The following is a 19287-nucleotide window of genomic DNA, read 5'->3' as shown; positions in this document are numbered from 1 at the left end:
CTATTGCGCCGCCAAAGTATCGGCCGGAGCCGAGGTGCGGATCAGGTGATCAAAGGCCGACAGTCCGGCCTTGGAGCCTTCGCCCATCGCGATGATAATCTGCTTATAGGGCACGGTCGTGGCATCGCCCGCTGCAAACACACCTGACACAGACGTTTCCGCGCGATCATTGATCTCGATTTCACCACGCGGTGACAAGGCGACGGTGCCTTTCAGCCATTCGGTGTTGGGCAGCAGGCCGATCTGGACGAATATGCCCTCAAGCTCAATCGTGTGAGCCGTGTCATGGATGCGGTCTTTGTAGGACAAAGCACTGACCTTTGAGCCATCGCCATGAACCTCGGTCGTCTGGGCGTTGGTGATCACGGTCACGTTCGGCAGGCTATAGAGCTTGCGTTGCAGCACCGCGTCTGCCCGCAGTTCAGGCGCGAACTCCAAAAGCGTGACGTGGGCGACGATACCGGCCAGATCAATCGCCGCTTCGACGCCGGAATTGCCGCCACCGATAACCGCCGTGCGCTTACCCTTGAACAGCGGGCCATCGCAGTGCGGGCAATAGGCCACGCCCTTGTTGCGGTACTGGTCTTCGCCGGGCACACCCATCTGACGCCAGCGGGCGCCGGTGGAAATGATGACCGTGCGTGATTTGACCGAGGCGCCGTTTTGCAGTTTCACCTCAATCAGACCGCCATGTTGCTTTGCCGGGATCAGTTCGACGGCCCGTTGCAGGTTCATGATATCAACATCATAGTCCTTAACGTGCTGCTCCAACGCGCTGGCCAGTTTCGGGCCTTCGGTGTGGGAGACCGAGATGAAGTTTTCGATCGCCATGGTATCGAGCACCTGACCGCCGAAGCGTTCCGCAACCACACCGGTGCGGATGCCTTTGCGGGCCGCATAGATGGCCGAGGCCGCACCGGCCGGGCCGCCGCCCACGATCAGCACGTCAAATTCCGACTTGGCGTTGATCTTTTCGGCTTCTCTAGCGTGGGCACCGGTGTCGATCTTGGCCAGGATTTCTTCCAGGCCCATGCGGCCCTGACCAAAGACTTCGCCGTTGAGATAGATGCTGGGCACGGCCATGACCTGACGGGCCTCGACTTCGGCTTGAAATAACGCACCGTCAATGGCGACGTGCTTGATCTTGGGGTTTAAGACGCTCATCAGGCTGAGCGCCTGCACTACGTCGGGGCAGTTCTGGCACGACAGGGAGAAGTAGGTTTCAAAGCGCAGTTCACCGTCGATATCAAGCGCCTTGACGGCTTCGAGGGTCTCAGCCTCGACCTTGGGCGGGTGGCCGCCGACCCATAGCAGGGCCAGCACCAGCGAGGTGAACTCATGGCCCATCGGCAGGCCCGCAAAGGTTGTGGCCACTTCGGGGTTGTCAGCGCGCACGATATCAAAGGACGGGACGCGCTCTCCGCCTGTCGATACCTTAAGCGTCACCTTATCCGAGGCGGCAACGATATCTTCGAGCAGGTCAACCAGTTCGCGCGATTTTGGCTGATCATCAACATGCGCTACCAGTTCGATCGGCGTGCGCAGATTTACCAGATAGGTTTTCAGTTGCGTTTTCGCTGCGTCATCAAGCATGGCACGGCTCCAGTTTAAAATTCAGGGGAAATCATTGTCCATATTCGGGCTCCGCAAAGCCCGGATAAGGAGAATGTGAAAAGCGCCCGCAGGGCCGCCCCAAGGGGCGCTTTTCTCAACGTCAAAGGGGGCACATGGGGGAAAGATTGTTTCCCCCATGATTTTTATATTTTGCCAACAAGGTCGAAAGACGGAGCGAGAGTCTTTTCGCCTTCTTCCCACTTGGCCGGGCACACTTCGCCGGGGTGAGACGCGACGTATTGCGCGGCCTTAACCTTACGCAGCAGTTCGGAGGCGTTACGGCCAACGCCTTCGGACGTGATTTCCATGAACTGGATGATGCCTTCCGGATCGACCAGGAAGGTGGCGCGGTCAGCCAGACCAACACCCGGACGCATCACGTCAAAATTGTTGGTGATGGTGCCGGATTGGTCACCGACCATGAAATAGTTGATCTTGCCGATGGCAGGCGAGGTGTCGTGCCAGGCCTTATGGCTGAAGTGCGTGTCGGTCGAGACCGAATAGACTTCGACATTGATGTCTTTCAGGGTCGGGTAGATGCCGGCCAGATCTTCGAGTTCAGTCGGGCAAACAAAGGTAAAGTCAGCCGGATAGAAGAAGAAGATCGACCACTTGCCTTTGGTGTCGGCGTCGGAAATGTCGACGAACTTGCCTTCTTTGTAGGCGGTGGCTTTGAACGGCTTGATGGGGGTGTTGATAAGGGCCATTGGTCTTCCTCGTGGTTGTGCAGTGCAGAGCCACGGTTATTCCCAATCGGGCCGCAAAAATCAAATCTATTTTATTTTAAATTAGAATAGATTTTTCTTATTGAGCCGCGTGCGGAATATTAGTGAGAGACAGTGGGCCTTGGCGCGCACTTTCGGCGCGGATGACCGATGAGATCGCATTGACCACAGCCGCGATTTTCAAGGCCGCCTGAACCTGCACATTGCTCATGCCGTGGCCACGCAGGACTTTTTCGTGGGAATCCAGACATAGCCCGCAGCCATTGATGGCCGATACCGCCAGCGACCACAGTTCGTAATCAAGTTTAGGCACGCCCGGATTAGCCAGCACGTTCATCCGCAAACTGGCGCGCAGGGATGCGTATTCCTGATTGTGCATCAGGTGCAGGGACCGGTAATAGACATTGTTCATCGCCATGATCGCCGCGGCTGACCGGGCGGCATCGGCGGCTTCGTCCGATAAGATGGCAGCGCTTATGGCCTCAATATGCTGAATGACCTCGGCGACCCCAACCGCATGGGCGCAGGCCAGAAAGGTGCCCCACTTTTGCTGTTCGGTAAGCAGGGTTTCTTCGGCCAGATTGGTCAGGTTCACCGCAATATCGCGAGCATAGGCGGGTATAAGGTGAGTTAGGGACTGAACGGACATAAGCCTGTTTCCTCTTCTGTCTTTGTTGCGGGTAATATAGGCCTGTTTGTGCGCTTTGTGCAGGGTCTGACTGTGCAACATAAACACTGGGGTGGTAAAAATTAATTGATTGATTTTGCATGTGCGATAAATCGGCCTTATATAGACAGTTATGTTACCTACCTTAAGACAACTTCAGTACCTCAAGCTTCTGGCCCATCACCAAAGCTTCATGGCCGCTTCCGAAGCCGCCCATGTTTCTCAACCCGCCCTGTCGTCAGGCATTGCCGAATTAGAGAAAATTCTGGGGGCGCGGCTGGTTGACCGGGCGCGCGGTAAGGTCATTCTGACCAAGGTTGGCGAAGAGACCCTTAAACGCGCCGAGGATATTCTGGCCCGGGCCGAAGATCTGGTCGAGGCAGCCCAAGCCGCCAATCATCCGCTGTCGGGCCGGTTCCGTCTGGGGGTAATACCTACGGTGGCACCGTATTTGTTGCCCAAGGCGCTGGTGTCTTTGCGCAAAGAGTTTCCACAGTTGAAGCTGTTCCTGCGCGAGGATCAGACGGCGCGACTGATCACGGCCCTCAAAAGCGGTTCGCTGGATGCGGCGATTATCGCCTTGCCCTACGATCTGGGCGGGCTTGATCATGCGTTTATTTGCAGGGACGCTATTTTGGCGGCGACACCGTGCGATCATCCGCTGGCGCGTGGGACCAGCATTTCGCCGGATGACCTCAAAAGTGAGGAGCTAATTCTGCTGGAGGACGGTCACTGCCTGCGCGACCATGCTTTGGGTGCCTGTCAGTGGAACGGCGGCAGCAATGTCGATATGACCGGGCCGCAGACCCTGGCCGGGGGTTTTGCCGCGACCTCTCTCAACACTTTGGTGCAGATGGTTGGGTCTGGCCTTGGGGTGTCGCTCCTGCCGGCTATGGCGGTTGAGGCAGGCCTTGCCGGCGGCAGCGAAGTCTCTATCCGGCCCTTGTCATCCGATAAGGCGTTCCGCGATATCGTCGTCATCTGGCGCGCCGGTTCCTCACGCGCCGCCGAGGCGCGGCTGCTGGCCAAGACCTTGCAGGCGTGATGAAAGTTTGTTATAACTTTTGTTATAACGAGGTGCGTCATGGAACTCAAAATAACGAAAATCGGCAACTCTCTGGGGGTTATACTACCCAAAGAGGTCGCTGGGCATCTCAAGGTCGATAAGGGCGATAGCCTGTGGCTGAACGAGTCACCATCGGGCTATACCTTGACACCTTACGATCCCGAATTTAGCGTCCAAATGGATGCGGCCCGCGCCATTATGAAAAAGCGCCGTAATGTGCTGCGGGAATTGGCCAAGTGAGCGAATATCGTTGGCTTAGGGAAGATACGCTCTTAGCCATTCATGACGAACAACTTGCCGAACATGGCGGGCTGGCAGGGATTCGTGATCTGAAGCTTTTGCAGTCAGCGGTGGCGCGTCCGCAGCAGATCATGCACTATGGGCAGCCGGATATTGCCGAACTAGCAGCGGCCTATGGCTATGGCATATCGCGCAATCATCCGTTCATGGATGGTAATAAGCGCACAGCTTTTGTGGCGGTTGAGCTCTTTCTGATTTTGAATGGCTTTGAGTTGACTGCGGATGATGCTGCCTGTGTGCTGACTATGCTGAATGTTGCCAGCGATGATATTACCGAGACGGATTTTGCAGACTGGATCAGACTGCATCTCAGTCAAGCTTAGCTTTTTCAACAAACCCCTACAATTTTGGACATTTTGCGACTATATAGCCGCCTATGACGCGCCCGTTTCTAAAGATGAATGGCCTCGGCAATGATTTCATTGTCATCGATGCCCGCGACGCTGGCTTTGCACCGCGCACGGAAGATATCCGCGCGTGGGGTGACCGTGCGTCCGGCATTGGCTTTGACCAGTTGATCGCTATCGAAGGGTCTGAGACCGGCGACGCCTTTATGCGGGTATGGAACTCAGATGGCGGCACGGTCGAGACCTGCGGCAATGCTTTGCGGTGTGTCGGCTGGGTGCTGGATAAGGCGACCGATAGCGATGAGTTGACCATCGATACTCTGGGCGGACTAACGACAGCCAAGGTGCTGGAAGCGGATGCCCGCACCGGCATGGTCAGCGTCGATATGGGTAAGCCACGGCTGAACTGGGATCAAATCCCTTTGAGCGAAGAGATGGATACGCTTAGGTTAGAATTACAAATCGGGCCGATCGACGCGCCGCTTTATCACACGCCGGTCGCGGTCAGCATGGGTAATCCGCATGTGGTGTTTTTTGTTGATGATGTCATGGCCGTCGATGTTGAGCGGTCGGGCAGCCTGATCGAACACCACCCGCTGTTCCCCGAAGGGGTGAATGTCGAATTTGCGCAGGTGATTGATCGCAACATTATCCGCATGCGGGTGTGGGAGCGTGGGGCGGGTATCACCAAGGCCTGCGGCACCGGGGCCTGTGCCACGCTGGTGGCGGCGGCGCGGCGCGGTCTGACCGAACGCCACGGCAATGTCATCATGGACGGCGGGCCGCTGCATATTTTGTGGCGCGCGGCGGACGACCATGTCATCATGACCGGCCCCGTTGAAGTTGAATTTGAGGGCCAGCTTGATGGCTGATACCCTGCACTCGCATCACCATGAACACGAGGCGCTGAATGAGACGCCAGAGGTGCCGGTGAATGTCGCCACCGGCGTCGAAGTCGTGACCTTTGGGTGCCGTCTTAATTCCTATGAATCGGAAGTGATCCGTAAAACGGCTGCAAGTGACGGTTTGGATGGCGCGATCATCTTCAACACCTGCGCGGTCACCAACGAAGCGGTCCGTCAGGCGCGTCAGGCCATCCGCCGTGCACGTAAGGAAAACCCTGACGCCAAGCTGATTGTCACCGGCTGCGCGGCCCAGACCGATCCGGACACGTTCGCCAACATGCCCGAAGTCGATTACCTGATCGGCAATGGCGATAAGGCCAAATCAGGCGCCTATGCGCTGACACCTGACAGTGCGCGCATCGTGGTCAACGATATTTTCTCTGTCAAGGAAACGGCGGGGCATTTGATTGACGGTCTGAAAGATCGCGCCCGCGCCTATGTCGAGGTGCAAAACGGCTGCGATCACCGCTGCACGTTTTGCATTATCCCCTATGGCCGCGGTAATTCGCGCTCGGCCGCTGCCGGTGATGTGGTGGGGCAGATTCAACGTCTGGTGGGCGAGGGCTATAATGAAGTCGTCCTCACCGGTGTCGACATGACCTCATGGGGGGCGGACCTGCCCGGAACGCCGCAATTGGGGCATCTGGTGGCGCGTATATTAAAGCATGTGCCGGATCTAAAACGCCTTCGGTTATCGTCCATCGATGCGGCGGAAATTGATGATACCCTTCTTAAGGCCTTTGCCGAAGAGGAACGTCTAGCGCCCTATCTGCATCTGTCGTTGCAGCACGGTGACGACATGATCCTCAAGCGCATGAAGCGCCGTCATAGCCGCGCGGATAGCATTGCTTTGGTGCAAAAAATCCGATCAGTGCGGCCTGATATTGCCTTTGGGGCCGATATGATTGCGGGCTTCCCGACTGAGACCGAGGCGCATTTTGCGGGTGCCCTGTCGCTGGTTGACGCCTGTGACCTTAGTTTCCTGCATGTGTTTCCGTTCAGTCCGCGTCCGCAAACGCCTGCGGCCAAAATGCCGCAACATCCACGCCCGCTGATCAAGGCCCGCGCCGAGCAATTGCGGGCTAAGGGGGCGCAAGCCCTGATCCGTCACCTGGATCGTCAGTCAGGCCGTGAGGTCATGGCGGTGGTCGAAAAACCCGGTTTTGCGCGCGCCCCTGATTTCACCGAAGTGACCTTTACGGGTGAGGCGACCGTCGGCGGGCTTGCGCGCTTGCGCATAACCGGCCATGACGGTAAACGCGCCCATGCTAAGCTTATTGGCGCTGAGCTTATTTAAGTCTGGATATTTATGAGCGACGATAAGAAAAAAGGCGGCTGGCTGTCGCGGTTGACGCAAGGGCTGACCAAGACTTCGACTGAGATCAGCCAGCAAATCACGTCCGTATTCACGCAAAAGCCGCTGGATGAAAAGGCACTCGAAGACCTCGAAGATCTGCTGATCGAAAGCGATTTTGGCCCGCAGATTGCCGCTGATATTGCGCAAAAACTGTCGCAGCAAAAATTCAACGACCCCAAGGACACCAACGCCATCAAGGCCGCTTTGGCCGACGCTATTGCTGATGAACTGAAAGGGCGCGAAGATACTTTCGATGCCCTGTCAGGCCCCAAGCCCTATATCGTGTTGTTTGTCGGCGTGAACGGTTCGGGCAAGACGACCACGCTCGGCAAAATCGCGGCTGACCTGACATCCAAAGGGGCGCGGGTTCTGATCGTGGCGGGGGATACCTTCCGGGCGGCGGCGGTTGAGCAGCTTAAGGTCTGGGCTCAGCGGGCTGGGGCTGATTTCATGGGCCGCAAAACAGGTGCCGATGCGGCGGGTCTGGCCTATGACGCCTGCGTGCGGGCGAAAGAAGAAGGCTATGATGTCGTCCTGATCGACACGGCGGGGCGTCTGCAAAACAAGCAGCAGCTTATGGATGAACTGCTGAAAATCGTGCGGGTGATCAAGAAGGTCATCGATGGCGCGCCGCATGAAACCCTGCTGGTGCTTGATGCGACGGTGGGCCGTAATGCGCTGGCGCAGGAGCAGATTTTTGGTCGGCAGGCCTTTGTGTCGGGTTTGGTCATGACCAAGCTTGATGGCACGGCGCGCGGCGGGATTCTGGTGCCGATCGCCAAGGCGTCCGATGCCCCTATCAAGCTGATTGGTGTGGGCGAAGATATTGATGATTTGCAGCCGTTCAGGGCGCGGGAATTTGCCCGTTCCATGGTCGGTCTTGAGCCCTTGGGATAAGCCTATGTCGGAACCTGCTAAGAATAACGAAACCACGGAAATCGAACCCGTTATCACGCCGATAGATGCGGATGCCCCGGCACCTGTGGCGACCAACTGGGTCAAGATGGGGATCGATTACGGGCCAATTATTGCCTTTGGTGCAACCTTCTTCCTTGTCCCGATTTTAGGCCTGGCTAATAAAATTCCAGCGTTTATTTCAGGGCAAGGCATCGTTCTGATTAATGAGAGCTCAGATAAAAATACGGCACTGATCTGGGCCTCAGCGGTTCTGGCTATTACCTCTCTCATCGCGGTTCTGCTCGGGTTGCTGTTAGAAAAACGTATTGCGTGGGTGCCCCTCATTGTTGCGATTATTGGAATTCCATTTGCCGTACTAACGGTAGTATTCAGAGATCCTATTTTCGTTAAAATCAAGATGACCATTGTCAACGTGTTAATTGGCGGGGGATTGCTGATAGCGCTTAGGATGGGCAAAAATCCTTTCAAGTCCCTCATGGGCAGTTCTCTACCGCTAAAAGATGAGGCATGGCCGCGCCTGACGATTTATTATGCCTTGTTTTACTTGGCTATGGCCGTCACTAATGAAATTATATGGCGAACCCAATCTGATGCAGTTTGGGTAGGATGGAAAATGTTGTCGCTGATCGGCGGCCCTATTTTGTTAACTATCGCATTAGTGCCGTTTCTGATGAAAAACATGATCGGCACCGATAAGGAATAGCGATGGTTGTCCGTGTGCGGATGGTAATGTCGTAATTCTGATATATAATGGTGCGAAGATGCCGCTACGATGAGTTTCGAGGTGGGAATCTATGAAAAAGCATAAGGTTAAGCGCGTTATGTCCGCGAAAAGCGTTCTCGAAGATTCACCGTCCCATTTGCTGCACCGGGTTTTGCAAATCGCCCTTGATATCTATGGTTCGGAAACCGGCGGCAGTGCCCTGACCCAGCGTCAGTACGCTCTGCTAAAGGCTTTGGACGGCTCAGAAGGGTTGACGCAGACCGATCTGGTGCGGGCCACTGGCATTGACCGCTCGACGCTGGCGGATATGGTCGCACGCATGATCACCAAGGGTCTGCTGGCCCGTGAAAAGTCTGCCCTTGATGCCCGTGCCAATCTGGTGCGGCTGGCGGATGACGGGGTGGCGGCTCTGGCCGACATGACGCCCAAGGTTCTGGCCGCCGATGAGAAAATCCTCTCGATGCTGGCCCCGCCCAAGCGCGATAGTTTTGTCAAATTGCTGCGCAAAATCACCTCAGCGCGTGAGACGGAACTGAGCGCCCCTGCGCCGTTAAGCGATGAGGAAAAGCTGGCCCTGAAAGCCACCAAAAAGGCGGCTAAGGCCGACAAACCTAAAAAAGACAAGAAGCCCAAAAAAGACGGCAAGAAGGCGAAAAAAGCCGATGAGAAACTGCCGTTTCCGCCGCTCAGCGGAGGTGCGGATATGACTCAGGCTGAAGCGCCGGAACTCGTTAAAGAGCCCGAAGTTTAGACGATAATATTCAGCAATGAACCGGGGCGCAGAGGTGTCAGGTTCTCAGCGCCCGCATTGCTGGCGATATCGGCGGCTTTGAATGTTGCCGGTGTTATGGCGGGCTGAACCTGCGTACGGGCCGGGGCTATTGTAGCAGGCGTGTTGGCTGCTGGTTGCGCGGTGGTATTGCCCAGAACTTTCTGGAAAAAGGCCCGCTGAGCATCAAGGCGCGCGGTCTCTGCATTCACGGGTGTCGCTGGCGTAGGGCTCGCATTGGGGCGGGCGCGCAAAGCATCGGCTAGAGACGGACGAATCGGGGTGGCCATAACCGCAAACCTACATGAAAATCAGTGGTTATATGGTTAATAAACTGTCTCATAAAACTTTGCCACCCGAAAGGACTTCGGGTGGCAAAAGATTTGTACGGAGTTTGTGGGCTATTGCAGGTTTACGAATAAACCGCCGTCTACCAGCAGCGACGCGCCGGTGACATATCCGGCCAGATCGGACGCCAGAAATACCGCAGGTCCCGCCATGTCTTCGGGTTGACCCAGACGGCCAAGGCAGGTGCGGCTTTCCATATATTGACGCTTGGCGTCGTCGGCCAGATCGTCCTTATTTATGTCGGTCAGGATGGTGCCCGGCAGCAGGGCGTTGCAGCGGATGCCGTGCTTACCCAGCGCAATCGCAGTCGATTGCATCAGCGACAATACACCGGCCTTGGTTGGGGTGTAATGAGTCTGGAACTCACCGCCGACAAGCGCGGAGATCGAGGATACAGCGATCAAGGTCCCTCCATGCCCTTGTTTCACCATCTGGTTGGCGGCGGCCTGAGACATATACCAGGCGCCGTGCAGATTGACGCGCAGGGTGCGCTCCAGCACCTCCTGCGGCATGTCGAGGAAGGCGTGGAACGGGCAGATGCCCGCGTTCGATACAAAGCTGTCGATCTTGCCGAAATGGTCAACGCCAGCCTGAATGAAGTCCTTGGCCGACTGCGGGTCAGAGACATCGCCCTTAAGCGCAAAGGCCTCACCGCCTGCGGCCTTGATCTCAGCGACCGTGGCTGCGGCTGCGGCATCGTCACCGGCATAGTTGATACCGATTTTGGCGCCATGTTTTGCGGCACCTACGGCGATGCCGCGTCCAATCCCTTTTGAGGCGCCGGTGATCAGCATGACTTTGTTTTCAAGCAGCATTTTATCTCTCTTCGTTGTCTCAACCGTCCCAGGCTCTGAAATGTCCTGTTGTCCCTGTCTCATTGGCATCGGGGATTTTGGTCCCTTAGCCCTCACTCTTTAGTCATCCTGAGTTAGCCGATCACCTATGGTCTTTGCACATAGACGCATCGCCTCACTCAAAACCTCCATCCGCGCCGCATTGACCGGCAGGGCGAACCGGCACAGTTCAAGTGTCGCCACCTGAGCCCCGCCCGACATGACGGCGGCACTTAAGCCCGGCTCTGGCCGCAAAGCTTGCAGACGCGGGCCAAGGGCATAACCGCCGCGCGGTACGGTCACCAGATAGTCGCGCTCCACCAGGGCCGAGGCCAGCCGGTAGGTCGTTGAGCGCGTCAGCCCCAGATCATTTGACAGTGCATTAAGAGACGAAGCCCCACGGCTCACGGCTTCGATAATGTTCAGGCCCCGGATAAGAGTCTGACTGCCCGTGATTGGTTTTGCGTCGCCCTTGTCCTCACTGCGCATTATCATTTTCGAGATTGACGTTTTTTGCTCTGTAATATAGTCATTCAAGTCATATATTGGAACTAAAAGATTGACAAGCGTGGAAATGAGCATAATTGCTCAAATTTACGAATTTCCAATCATTCCAAAGCAGGCCAAGGACGACACTCATGACATTCCCGAAGATTAAGCAGGTTCGCGCCTATGTGATTAAGGGCGGCGAAGGCGGCGGGGGCGCGGATTATCACGATCAGGGCGAAGGCCACTGGATCGACAATCATATTGCGACGTCGATGGGGCGTTATCCTGAGTACCGCCAGTCGCGCAAAAGCTTTGGTATCAACGTTCTGGGTACGCTGGTCGTTGAAATCGAAGCCGATGACGGCACGATCGGTTTTGCCGTGACGACCGGCGGTGAGCCCGCCTGTTATATGGTCGAAAAGCACTTCGCGCGCTTCCTCGAAGGCCGCAACCCGTTTGAATATGAGCGCATCTGGGACCAGATGTACTTCGGCTCGCAATACTATGGCCGTAAAGGCCTTGTCGTGAATGCTATTTCCGGCGTCGATCTGGCCCTGTGGGACCTGATGGGCAAGCTGCGTCAGGAGCCGGTTTATCACATGCTGGGTGGTGCGGTGCGTGATGAACTGCAATTCTATGCCACGGGCGCGCGCCCGGATCTGGCCAAGGAGATGGGCTTTATCGGCGGTAAGATGCCACTCTATCACGGCCCGATCGAAGGCGAAGAAGGCCTTAAGAAAAACGTCGAACTGGTCGCGGACATGCGCTCAAAAGTTGGCGAAGATTTCTGGCTGATGTACGACTGCTGGATGGCGCTTGACGTCAACTACGCGACCCGTCTGGCTCATAAGTGCCATGAGTATGGCCTGAAATGGATCGAAGAGGCTATCAATCCTGACGACTACTGGGGTTATGCCCAGCTCAAGAAAAACGTGCCGCAAGGTATGCTGGTGACGACCGGCGAGCACGAAAGCACCCGCTGGGGCTTTAAGATGCTGATGGACATGGGCTGCTGCGATATCATTCAGCCAGATGTCGGCTGGTGCGGCGGTGTGACCGAACTGCTTAAGATTTCGGCGCTGGCCGATGCCAATGGTACTCTGGTGGTGCCGCATGGGTCATCCGTATACAGCTACCACTTCGTCATTACCCGTCACAATTCGCCGTTTGCCGAGTTCCTGATGATGGCCCCCAAGGCCGATCATGTCGCCCCGATGTTCCATCCGCAATTGCTGGGTGAGCCGGTGCCGGAAAACGGCCGCCTGAAAGTTACGGCGCTGGATAAGCCGGGCTTTGGGGTTGAACTGAACCCCGAAGTGAAGCTTTATCGCCCTTATGAGCACTGACTGCCTCACCCCAAAATGCTTTAGCGTTTTGGGGTGGATTATTATTTTAAGGATAACTCTATGAAACTCGTCCGTTTTGGCCCCAAGGGCCAGGAAAAGCCCGGTGTTGTTGATGCCGAAGGCAAACTGCGCGATCTGTCGTCGGTTGTGGCCGACATCACCTCCGAAGAGGTGCGTCTGTCAAAGCTGGCGGGCCTTAAGGCCGCTGATGTCGCCGCCCTGCCGGTGGTAGAAGGCGATGTCCGTTACGGCGTGCCGGTCAAGAACATCGGCAAGATCATCGCCGTGGGTCTGAACTATGCTGACCATGCGGCCGAATCCAATCTGCCGGTGCCGCCTGAGCCGATCTTCTTTACCAAGGCGATCACTTCGCTTTGCGGTGCCAATGACGATGTCATGAAGCCGCGCGATGCGACCAAAATGGACTGGGAAGTCGAACTGGGCATCATCATCGGTAAGACCTGCCGCTATGTCGAAGAGTCTGAGGCCCTGAATCACGTCGCCGGTTATGTGCTGGTCAACGATGTGTCCGAGCGCGCCTTCCAGAAAGAGCGCGGCACCCAGTGGGTCAAGGGTAAGGGCTGTGACACGTTTTGTCCGACCGGCCCATGGCTGGTGACCGCTGACGAAGTTGGCAACCCGCAGGAACTGGATATGTTCCTCGACGTCAATGGCGTGCGCATGCAAACCGGCAATACCCGCACCATGATCTTCCCGGTCGCGGAAGCCATTGCCTACATTTCGCGCTTCATCACCCTGCAACCGGGCGATCTGGTCATCACCGGCACCCCTCCGGGCGTAGGCGAAGGCAAGAAGCCTGACCCGATCTATCTCAATGTCGGCGATAATATGCACCTCGGTGTCTCGAAACTGGGTGAGCAGCGCCAGACGGTGGTGGCGTTCTCACTCGAAGATCAGGAGATCATCGGTTAATGACATACGCTAATCGTTACGAAGGCCGTTGTGCGGTCATCACCGGCGGCGCAGGTGGTCTGGGTAAGGCGGCTGCTATTCGCATTATTGCAGAGGGCGGCAAGGTCGTCCTGTGGGATCTCAATGCCGAAGTCCTGGAAGCTACGGCAACCGAAATCGGCGCGGCTGGTTTTGTGGCGCTGGATGTCTCAAAGCTAGATGACGTGTCCGCTGCGGCCAAAACATCTGCGGAAGTTTTGGGCAAGATCGACATCCTGATCGCCTCGGCAGGCATTACGGGCGCGACCGTGCCCGTGTGGGAATTTCCGGTCGATAGCTGGCTCAAGGTCATGGATATCAACCTCAATGGCCTGTTCTACTGCAACCGTGAGATCATCCCGTATATGTTGCAAAACGGCTATGGCCGGATCGTCAATGTGGCTTCGGTTGCGGGCAAGGAAGGCAATCCAAACGCCTCGGCCTATTCGGCGTCCAAGGCCGGCGTGATTGGTTTCACCAAGTCGCTGGGCAAGGAATTAGCGGGCAAGGGCGTGATCGTGAATGCGCTGACACCGGCCACGTTTGAATCGCCGATCCTGGCGCAATTGCCGCAGTCTCAGGTCGATTACATGCGCTCAAAAATCCCGATGGGCCGTTTGGGCATTGTCGATGAATCGGCCGCGATGGTGACGTTCATGGCGTCGGAAGAATGTTCGTTCACCACGGCGTCGGTGTTTGACACGTCGGGTGGTAGAACCACTTACTAATGTTAATCCTCCTCCCCTGCGCAAGCGGGGGAGGTGGCATCTAAAGCCCGTGAGGGCGCAGAGATGACGGAGGGGGCAGCCCCTCCTTTCTTTGCCCCCTCCGTCGCGGTTTTCGCCTTTGGCGACTCCCGCACCACCTCCCCCGTACGCTTGGCTACAGGGGAGGAGATATTGATGGGGGAACGCGCATGAAGCTGCCTTTTGTTGATGCTCATATCCATCTCTGGGATCTGGAAAAGCTGCGCTATGACTGGCTGTCAGCGCCATTTGACGACACCGGCGTCAATGGCTCGACCGAAGCGATCGCTAAGACCTATTTGCCCTCTGATTACCTTGCTGATGCCACCGGTTTTGATGTACGCGGCACCGTCCATGTCGATGCCGGGGCGCGTGCGGATCAGGCGTTGAATGAGACGCAGTGGTTGCAGGGTTTGTCCGATGCCGAAGCCTTACCGACCGCGCTTGTTGCGTTTGCGGGCCTGAATGATCCCAATGTCGAGGCCTTGCTGGAGGCCCACAGTCACCATAAATCCGTGCGCGGCATCCGTCATATCCTCAACTGGCATCCGGATAGTTTTTTCAGCTATACACCCGCCAATTTGCTGGATGATCCGCAGTGGCAGGCGGGCTATGCCAAACTGGCCAAACATAATCTGTCGTTCGATCTGCAAATCTATGCCAACCAGATGGCGCAGGCCGCAGAGCTTGCCGCCAAACACCCGGATATTCCGGTTATGCTCAACCACGCCGGTATGCCGGTGAAGGATGGCGACGACCACCTGGTGCGCTGGGAAGCGGGCATGAAATTACTAGCCGCACAGCCCCATGTCTGGGCTAAGATTTCCGGCATGGGCTTTGTCGAGCGTACCTGGACGACCGCCTCGATCCGCCCGCTGGTGCTTAAGGTCATTGAGATTTTCGGCACGGATCGCGTCATGTTCGCCTCCGACGTGCCGACCGATAAGTTGTTTTCGGACTATGCCACCATCATCAATTCTTTTGATGAGATTACCGCAGATTTTTCCGACGATGAGCGCCGCGATATGTTTGGCCGCAATGCCAACCGCGCTTATCGCCTGAATCTTGATCTTTAAACCATTAGCCAGAGCTCTTAAGGGCCGGATGATAACCGGGAGACAATGCACATGAACCCAAGGGAGACTTAAGTGCCAAATCCGATTTTAGGCGTACTGTTTCACTGGATCGGCGGCTTTGCCTCGGCCAGTTTTTATGTTCCGTACCGGCGCGTGCGCGGCTGGTCGTGGGAAATCTACTGGCTGATCGGCGGCCTGTTTAGCTGGGTATTTGCCCCGTGGATTTTCGCGTCGCTGCAAACCAAAGACCTGCTGGGCGTGCTGTCGGCGGCACCGGCCGATGTCTGGGGCCTGTGCGTAATGTTTGGCCTGCTGTGGGGCATGGGCGGCTTAACCTACGGCCTGACCATGCGCTATCTGGGCTTGGGTTTGGGCACGGCCATCGCCCTGTCGTTATGTGCGTTTTTCGGCACCCTGATGCCGCCGATTGTTGATGGCAGCTTCTTTACCGAAATTCTGCCGACCACCCACGGTCAGATCGTGCTGTTTGGCCTGTTCCTCTGTCTGGCAGGGATCTGTGTCATCGGCATGGGCGGGGCCAGCAAAAACAACGACCTTACCGAAGAGAAACGCCGTGAGGTGCTCAAAGAATTTGACCTGAAAAAAGGCATCTGGGTGGCGGTTTTTTGCGGCCTGATGTCGTCATGTTTTGCCTATGGCTTGGCGTCAGGAGCGCCGGTGCAAAAGCTGTCGGCAGCGGCGGGTACTGATCCGCTATTTGTCGGCTTACCGGTGCTGTGCATGGTGCTGCTGGGCGGGGCGCTGACCAATATCGTCTGGTGCGGCTATCTGATACTCAAGAATAAGACCGCCGGTGAAGTCACCCAAACCCATGCCCGCGAAGACGGCACGCGCCCCAAGATTGGTGTGAACTATCTGCTGTGTGCGCTGGCGGGGACGACCTGGTATTTCCAGTTCTTTTTCTACACCATGGGCGAAAGCCAGATGGGGTCGTATGGCTTCTCAAGCTGGACCCTGCACATGGCCTCGATCATCATATTTTCCAGCCTGTGGGGTTTTGCCCTTAAGGAATGGAAGGGCTCAAGCCGTAAGACCCTGACCTATGTGTTTGCCGGTCTGCTGCTGCTGATCGCCTCGACCGTCGTTATCGGTTATGGCAACTATATCGGCGGCGCGGGCGGCGGCCACTAATTCACCGGCGTTTATGCGCTGGTGCTACTAAGCTTTGCCCCTGCCCATGTGGCGGGGGCATAAACCTGTTTGGAATAGACCTATGATTATCTCCGCCTCGACCGATTATCGTGAAGCCGCTCGGCGCAAGCTGCCTGCGTTTTTGTTCCACTATATCGATGGCGGGGCCTATGCCGAGCATACCCTGAAACGCAATGTGTCGGATCTGGCCGATATCGCGCTGCGTCAGCGGGTGCTGAAAAACATGTCCGACCTCAGCCTTGAGACGACCCTGTTTGGCAAGAAACAGTCCCTGCCGATCGCGCTGGCACCGGTGGGTTTGACGGGTATGTATGCGCGGCGGGGTGAGGTCCAGGCCGCCAAAGCTGCCTGCGCCAAGGGCATCCCGTTTACGTTATCGACCGTCAGCGTTTGCCCGATCGAAGAGGTGCAATCGCAATGCCCGGCCCCGATCTGGTTTCAGCTCTATGTGCTGAAGGATCGCGGCTTTATGAAAAATGCGCTGGAGCGCGCACAAGCCGCGGGCATTGAGACTCTGGTGTTCACGGTCGATATGCCGACGCCCGGCGCGCGCTACCGCGACGCCCATTCGGGTATGAGCGGCCCCAATGCCGAGATTCGCCGTCTGTGGCAGGCGGCGACCCATCCGTCATGGGCCTTTGATGTCGGGCTGATGGGGCGGCCCCATGATCTGGGAAATATCTCCGCCTATATGGGTAAGCCGACGGGCCTTGCCGACTATATTGGCTGGCTGGGCAACAATTTTGATCCGTCGATTTCGTGGTCTGATCTGGAATGGATACGCGATTTCTGGAAAGGCCCGATGATCATCAAGGGCATCCTCGACCCCGAAGATGCCAAGGACGCCGTAAAATTCGGCGCGGACGGTATTGTAGTGTCCAATCATGGCGGACGGCAACTTGACGGTGTCCTGTCGTCAGCGCGGGCTCTGCCAGCCATAGCGGACGCCGTCAAGGGCGACCTGACCATACTGGCCGATTCCGGCATCCGCACCGGCCTCGATGTCGTGCGCATGATTGCCCTTGGGGCCGATGGCGTGTTGCTGGGCCGGGCATTTATCTATGCGCTGGCAGCCGCCGGTGGGGCAGGGGTGGCTAACCTGCTTGATCTGTTTGAGAAAGAAATGCGGGTGGCTATGGTGCTGACGGGCGCCAAGTCGATTGCCGACATCACACCGGAATTGCTCACCAAAGCTTAAACCCGAAGACAGCGCACAATAAAAAAGGGCCGGTTTCCCGGCCCTTTTTCGTGTCTGTTATTACCGGCCACGGCCCCACAGGGTGGAGTATTTCCAGCCGGTCAGGTCTTCGACGACCTTTCCGCTTTCGGGCGTTTCAGGCTCGGTCGCCCCGGCGCGCAGTCGCTCAACCTCGTGAACCAGAACGGCGTGGGTTTTGCCATTGAGGTGGAATTTCCACGACACGATCAGGCCAAAGATCATCATGATAATCGGCCCGATTACCAGCAGAGCCACGATCGTATGAATGGCTTCCGGTGTCTGGGTGATGACCACTGCCGGGGCGCCATCAACCGGCTTGGGTGGGGAGATATAGCCACCGCTGTCGATGATCCAGCCCGTGACAATGATGGCACCCGACTGGGCCACTTTGCGCACCAGAGTCATGACCCCGGCAAAGATGCCTTCGCGGCGCTGACCGGTGACGGCTTCATCAATATCGGGCAGGTAGTTATAGACCGACCACGGCACGAAGTTGAGTGTCCCGCGTCCCAGACCGGCCAGCAGGATCGGCACGAACAGCCAGAAGATCAGGCTGACATTACCCTGACCAAAGGCGTCAAAGATATTGCCGCCGAGTGCCGTCAGACCGGTGCTGAAACCTGCGGGCGTAATGAGGTAAAAGGCCAGATACAGCAGCAACGCGCCCGAAAAGAAACCGATAGCGATACGGTACGCCATGACGGGGCCGGTCCGAATGACGATATTGATGGCGATCATGACCGAGATCAGTTGCGCGACATACATGGCGGTCATGAGCTGGGAGATAATCAGGGTCGCCCCCATCAGCACGGTCGCCACAAAGATCGGGAAGGCGGTATTGAAGATATCCTGAGAGATGTAACCGCCCAGATAGACCGACAGGTGCTGACGAAACGCCTTGATGCGCAGGGTCGAAAATAGATCGCGGAACATATTGACCGGAATCATCAAGGCCTTAGACGCGTTAAAAGGCTCCGGCTGGATCAGCTTTTCCTCATCGGTGTAAGGGCGCTCCCACGTCGTTACCACCACGATCAGCACGACAAGACTGAACAGCACGCCGAAGATGGCGGCCATGATGAAGAAGGTGTTGGGCGAATCCTTGCCGCCGAAATTGTTGATGATCAGGGTCGGCAGGTAAGATGCCAGAATGGCCGAGGACTGGGCCACAATCATGCGCGCGCCTGCAAACTTGGCTTTTTCCTTGTAATCCTTGGTCATTTCCGCCGCCAGAGTTTCCCATGGGATCAGGAACATGGTGTAAAGGAATTCAAAGAAGATAAAGGTCAGCAGGTAATAATAGAAGTCATGCCCGGTCATGAAGATCAGGGCAAAGCTGGGCAGGAGCGGGATCGTCAGCATCAGGAAGATCTTACGCCGACCGATCTTGCGGCCGATCCAGGTGTGACGCAGATTATCAGACACATAGCCGATCAGCGGGCAGGTGATGGCTTCCAGCAGACGCGGCAGGCCAAGGATCAAACCGGCTTCAACGGCACTCAGGCCGCAGAAGGTGGTAAAGAAGTAAAACAACCAGCCGGTGATGACGGCCTGTGCGCCAGCCCCCAGCATATCGCCGGAGCCCCAGCCCCAGTGATTGATCCATGTCGTCTTCTTTGCGGCGATTTCACCTGCCATATTAAAACTCCCTGCGGCCATGTGACGAGGCGCCACCACTTTAAAAAGCAAAAATTTCTGAAGGGCCGCCCAGAAG

The 19287-nt window shown here is 56.6% G+C and carries 21 protein-coding genes; 14 read left to right on the top strand and 7 right to left on the bottom strand.

All coding sequences use genetic code 11. The features are described from left to right. From ahpF to ahpD, 3 genes are all read right to left on the bottom strand, one after another. Entirely contained in the window at positions 1 to 1593 is a 1593-nt protein-coding gene (gene ahpF / locus IE102_RS01100) for an alkyl hydroperoxide reductase subunit F (RefSeq protein WP_189484536.1), read from the bottom strand. Positions 1594 to 1757: 164 nt separating this feature from the next. Continuing rightward, complete coding sequence (gene ahpC, locus IE102_RS01095) at positions 1758 to 2321, bottom strand: alkyl hydroperoxide reductase subunit C (protein WP_189484535.1); 564 nt, start codon at positions 2319 to 2321, stop codon at positions 1758 to 1760. A 97-nt stretch (positions 2322 to 2418) separates the two neighbouring features. After that, positions 2419 to 2988, bottom strand: coding sequence for an alkylhydroperoxidase, AhpD family (gene ahpD / locus IE102_RS01090; RefSeq protein WP_189484534.1), 570 nt, complete (start codon positions 2986 to 2988; stop codon positions 2419 to 2421). A gap of 151 nt (positions 2989 to 3139) precedes the next feature. Between ahpD and IE102_RS01085 the strand changes: the two genes are divergently transcribed. The 8 genes from IE102_RS01085 (at position 3140) to IE102_RS01050 (ending at position 9374) form a co-directional block, all read left to right on the top strand. Continuing rightward, positions 3140 to 4051, top strand: a complete 912-nt coding sequence (locus tag IE102_RS01085) for a hydrogen peroxide-inducible genes activator (protein ID WP_189484533.1) — start codon at positions 3140 to 3142, stop codon at positions 4049 to 4051. A gap of 39 nt (positions 4052 to 4090) precedes the next feature. Continuing rightward, positions 4091 to 4312 (top strand): AbrB/MazE/SpoVT family DNA-binding domain-containing protein, encoded by a 222-nt coding sequence (locus tag IE102_RS01080; RefSeq protein WP_189484532.1) that lies wholly within the window; start codon positions 4091 to 4093, stop codon positions 4310 to 4312. Further along, positions 4309 to 4695, top strand: a complete 387-nt coding sequence (locus IE102_RS01075; RefSeq protein ID WP_189484531.1) for a type II toxin-antitoxin system death-on-curing family toxin — start codon at positions 4309 to 4311, stop codon at positions 4693 to 4695. Before IE102_RS01080 ends, IE102_RS01075 begins: the two co-directional genes overlap by 4 nt. 53 nt (positions 4696 to 4748) lie before the next feature. Then, the gene (dapF, locus tag IE102_RS01070) at positions 4749 to 5591 is read left to right on the top strand and encodes a diaminopimelate epimerase (RefSeq protein WP_189484530.1); all 843 of its coding nucleotides are present in this window, start codon (positions 4749 to 4751) and stop codon (positions 5589 to 5591) included. Then, a complete protein-coding gene (mtaB, locus tag IE102_RS01065; RefSeq protein ID WP_189484529.1) occupies positions 5584 to 6921 on the top strand; it encodes a tRNA (N(6)-L-threonylcarbamoyladenosine(37)-C(2))-methylthiotransferase MtaB in 1338 nt (445 codons plus the stop codon). The genes dapF and mtaB overlap by 8 nt, the downstream gene beginning before the upstream one ends. A gap of 12 nt (positions 6922 to 6933) precedes the next feature. Beyond that, positions 6934 to 7878 carry a signal recognition particle-docking protein FtsY gene (gene ftsY, locus IE102_RS01060; protein ID WP_189484528.1) on the top strand — a complete coding sequence of 315 codons (945 nt, stop codon included), beginning with the start codon at positions 6934 to 6936 and terminating at the stop codon, positions 7876 to 7878. A gap of 4 nt (positions 7879 to 7882) precedes the next feature. Continuing rightward, entirely contained in the window at positions 7883 to 8602 is a 720-nt protein-coding gene (locus IE102_RS01055) for an inner membrane-spanning protein YciB (protein ID WP_229807508.1), read from the top strand. Positions 8603 to 8693: 91 nt separating this feature from the next. Next, positions 8694 to 9374, top strand: a complete 681-nt coding sequence (locus IE102_RS01050; protein ID WP_189484526.1) for a MarR family winged helix-turn-helix transcriptional regulator — start codon at positions 8694 to 8696, stop codon at positions 9372 to 9374. Here the strand turns inward: IE102_RS01050 and IE102_RS01045 are convergent. The 3 genes from IE102_RS01045 to IE102_RS01035 all read right to left on the bottom strand — a co-directional run bounded on the left by IE102_RS01045 (position 9371) and on the right by IE102_RS01035 (position 11062). Beyond that, positions 9371 to 9682, bottom strand: coding sequence for a hypothetical protein (locus IE102_RS01045; protein WP_189484525.1), 312 nt, complete (start codon positions 9680 to 9682; stop codon positions 9371 to 9373). The genes IE102_RS01050 and IE102_RS01045 overlap by 4 nt on opposite strands. Before the next feature lie 111 nt (positions 9683 to 9793). Beyond that, positions 9794 to 10555, bottom strand: a complete 762-nt coding sequence (gene lra1 / locus IE102_RS01040; RefSeq protein ID WP_189484524.1) for an L-rhamnose 1-dehydrogenase Lra1 — start codon at positions 10553 to 10555, stop codon at positions 9794 to 9796. 99 nt (positions 10556 to 10654) lie between these two features. Further along, positions 10655 to 11062: a helix-turn-helix domain-containing protein gene (locus IE102_RS01035; RefSeq protein ID WP_189484523.1), complete on the bottom strand. Its 408-nt coding sequence runs from the start codon at positions 11060 to 11062 to the stop codon at positions 10655 to 10657. Positions 11063 to 11211: 149 nt separating this feature from the next. On the opposite strand from IE102_RS01035, the gene rhmD reads away from it, so the two are divergent. The 6 genes from rhmD to lldD all read left to right on the top strand — a co-directional run bounded on the left by rhmD (position 11212) and on the right by lldD (position 17552). After that, positions 11212 to 12408 (top strand): L-rhamnonate dehydratase, encoded by a 1197-nt coding sequence (rhmD, locus tag IE102_RS01030; protein ID WP_189484522.1) that lies wholly within the window; start codon positions 11212 to 11214, stop codon positions 12406 to 12408. Between the two features lie 60 nt (positions 12409 to 12468). Then, positions 12469 to 13341 carry a 2,4-didehydro-3-deoxy-L-rhamnonate hydrolase gene (locus IE102_RS01025; RefSeq protein ID WP_189484521.1) on the top strand — a complete coding sequence of 291 codons (873 nt, stop codon included), beginning with the start codon at positions 12469 to 12471 and terminating at the stop codon, positions 13339 to 13341. Then, positions 13341 to 14087 (top strand): SDR family NAD(P)-dependent oxidoreductase, encoded by a 747-nt coding sequence (locus IE102_RS01020; RefSeq protein WP_189484520.1) that lies wholly within the window; start codon positions 13341 to 13343, stop codon positions 14085 to 14087. Before IE102_RS01025 ends, IE102_RS01020 begins: the two co-directional genes overlap by 1 nt. 188 nt (positions 14088 to 14275) lie before the next feature. Further along, positions 14276 to 15181 carry an amidohydrolase family protein gene (locus IE102_RS01015; RefSeq protein ID WP_189484519.1) on the top strand — a complete coding sequence of 302 codons (906 nt, stop codon included), beginning with the start codon at positions 14276 to 14278 and terminating at the stop codon, positions 15179 to 15181. A gap of 72 nt (positions 15182 to 15253) precedes the next feature. Further along, positions 15254 to 16333, top strand: a complete 1080-nt coding sequence (gene rhaT / locus IE102_RS01010; protein ID WP_189484518.1) for an L-rhamnose/proton symporter RhaT — start codon at positions 15254 to 15256, stop codon at positions 16331 to 16333. A gap of 82 nt (positions 16334 to 16415) precedes the next feature. Continuing rightward, positions 16416 to 17552 carry an FMN-dependent L-lactate dehydrogenase LldD gene (lldD, locus tag IE102_RS01005; protein ID WP_189484517.1) on the top strand — a complete coding sequence of 379 codons (1137 nt, stop codon included), beginning with the start codon at positions 16416 to 16418 and terminating at the stop codon, positions 17550 to 17552. 60 nt (positions 17553 to 17612) lie between these two features. On the opposite strand, the gene IE102_RS01000 is transcribed toward lldD, so the two are convergent. Further along, positions 17613 to 19211 carry an MFS transporter gene (locus IE102_RS01000; protein WP_189484516.1) on the bottom strand — a complete coding sequence of 533 codons (1599 nt, stop codon included), beginning with the start codon at positions 19209 to 19211 and terminating at the stop codon, positions 17613 to 17615. Between the last annotated feature and the right edge of the window lie 76 nt (positions 19212 to 19287).

This window comes from Asticcacaulis endophyticus (genome assembly GCF_014652575.1).
Classification (GTDB): domain Bacteria; phylum Pseudomonadota; class Alphaproteobacteria; order Caulobacterales; family Caulobacteraceae; genus Asticcacaulis; species Asticcacaulis endophyticus.
The sequence above is the reverse complement of the archived record's forward strand: the minus strand, read 5'-3'. Positions and strand labels throughout refer to the sequence as shown.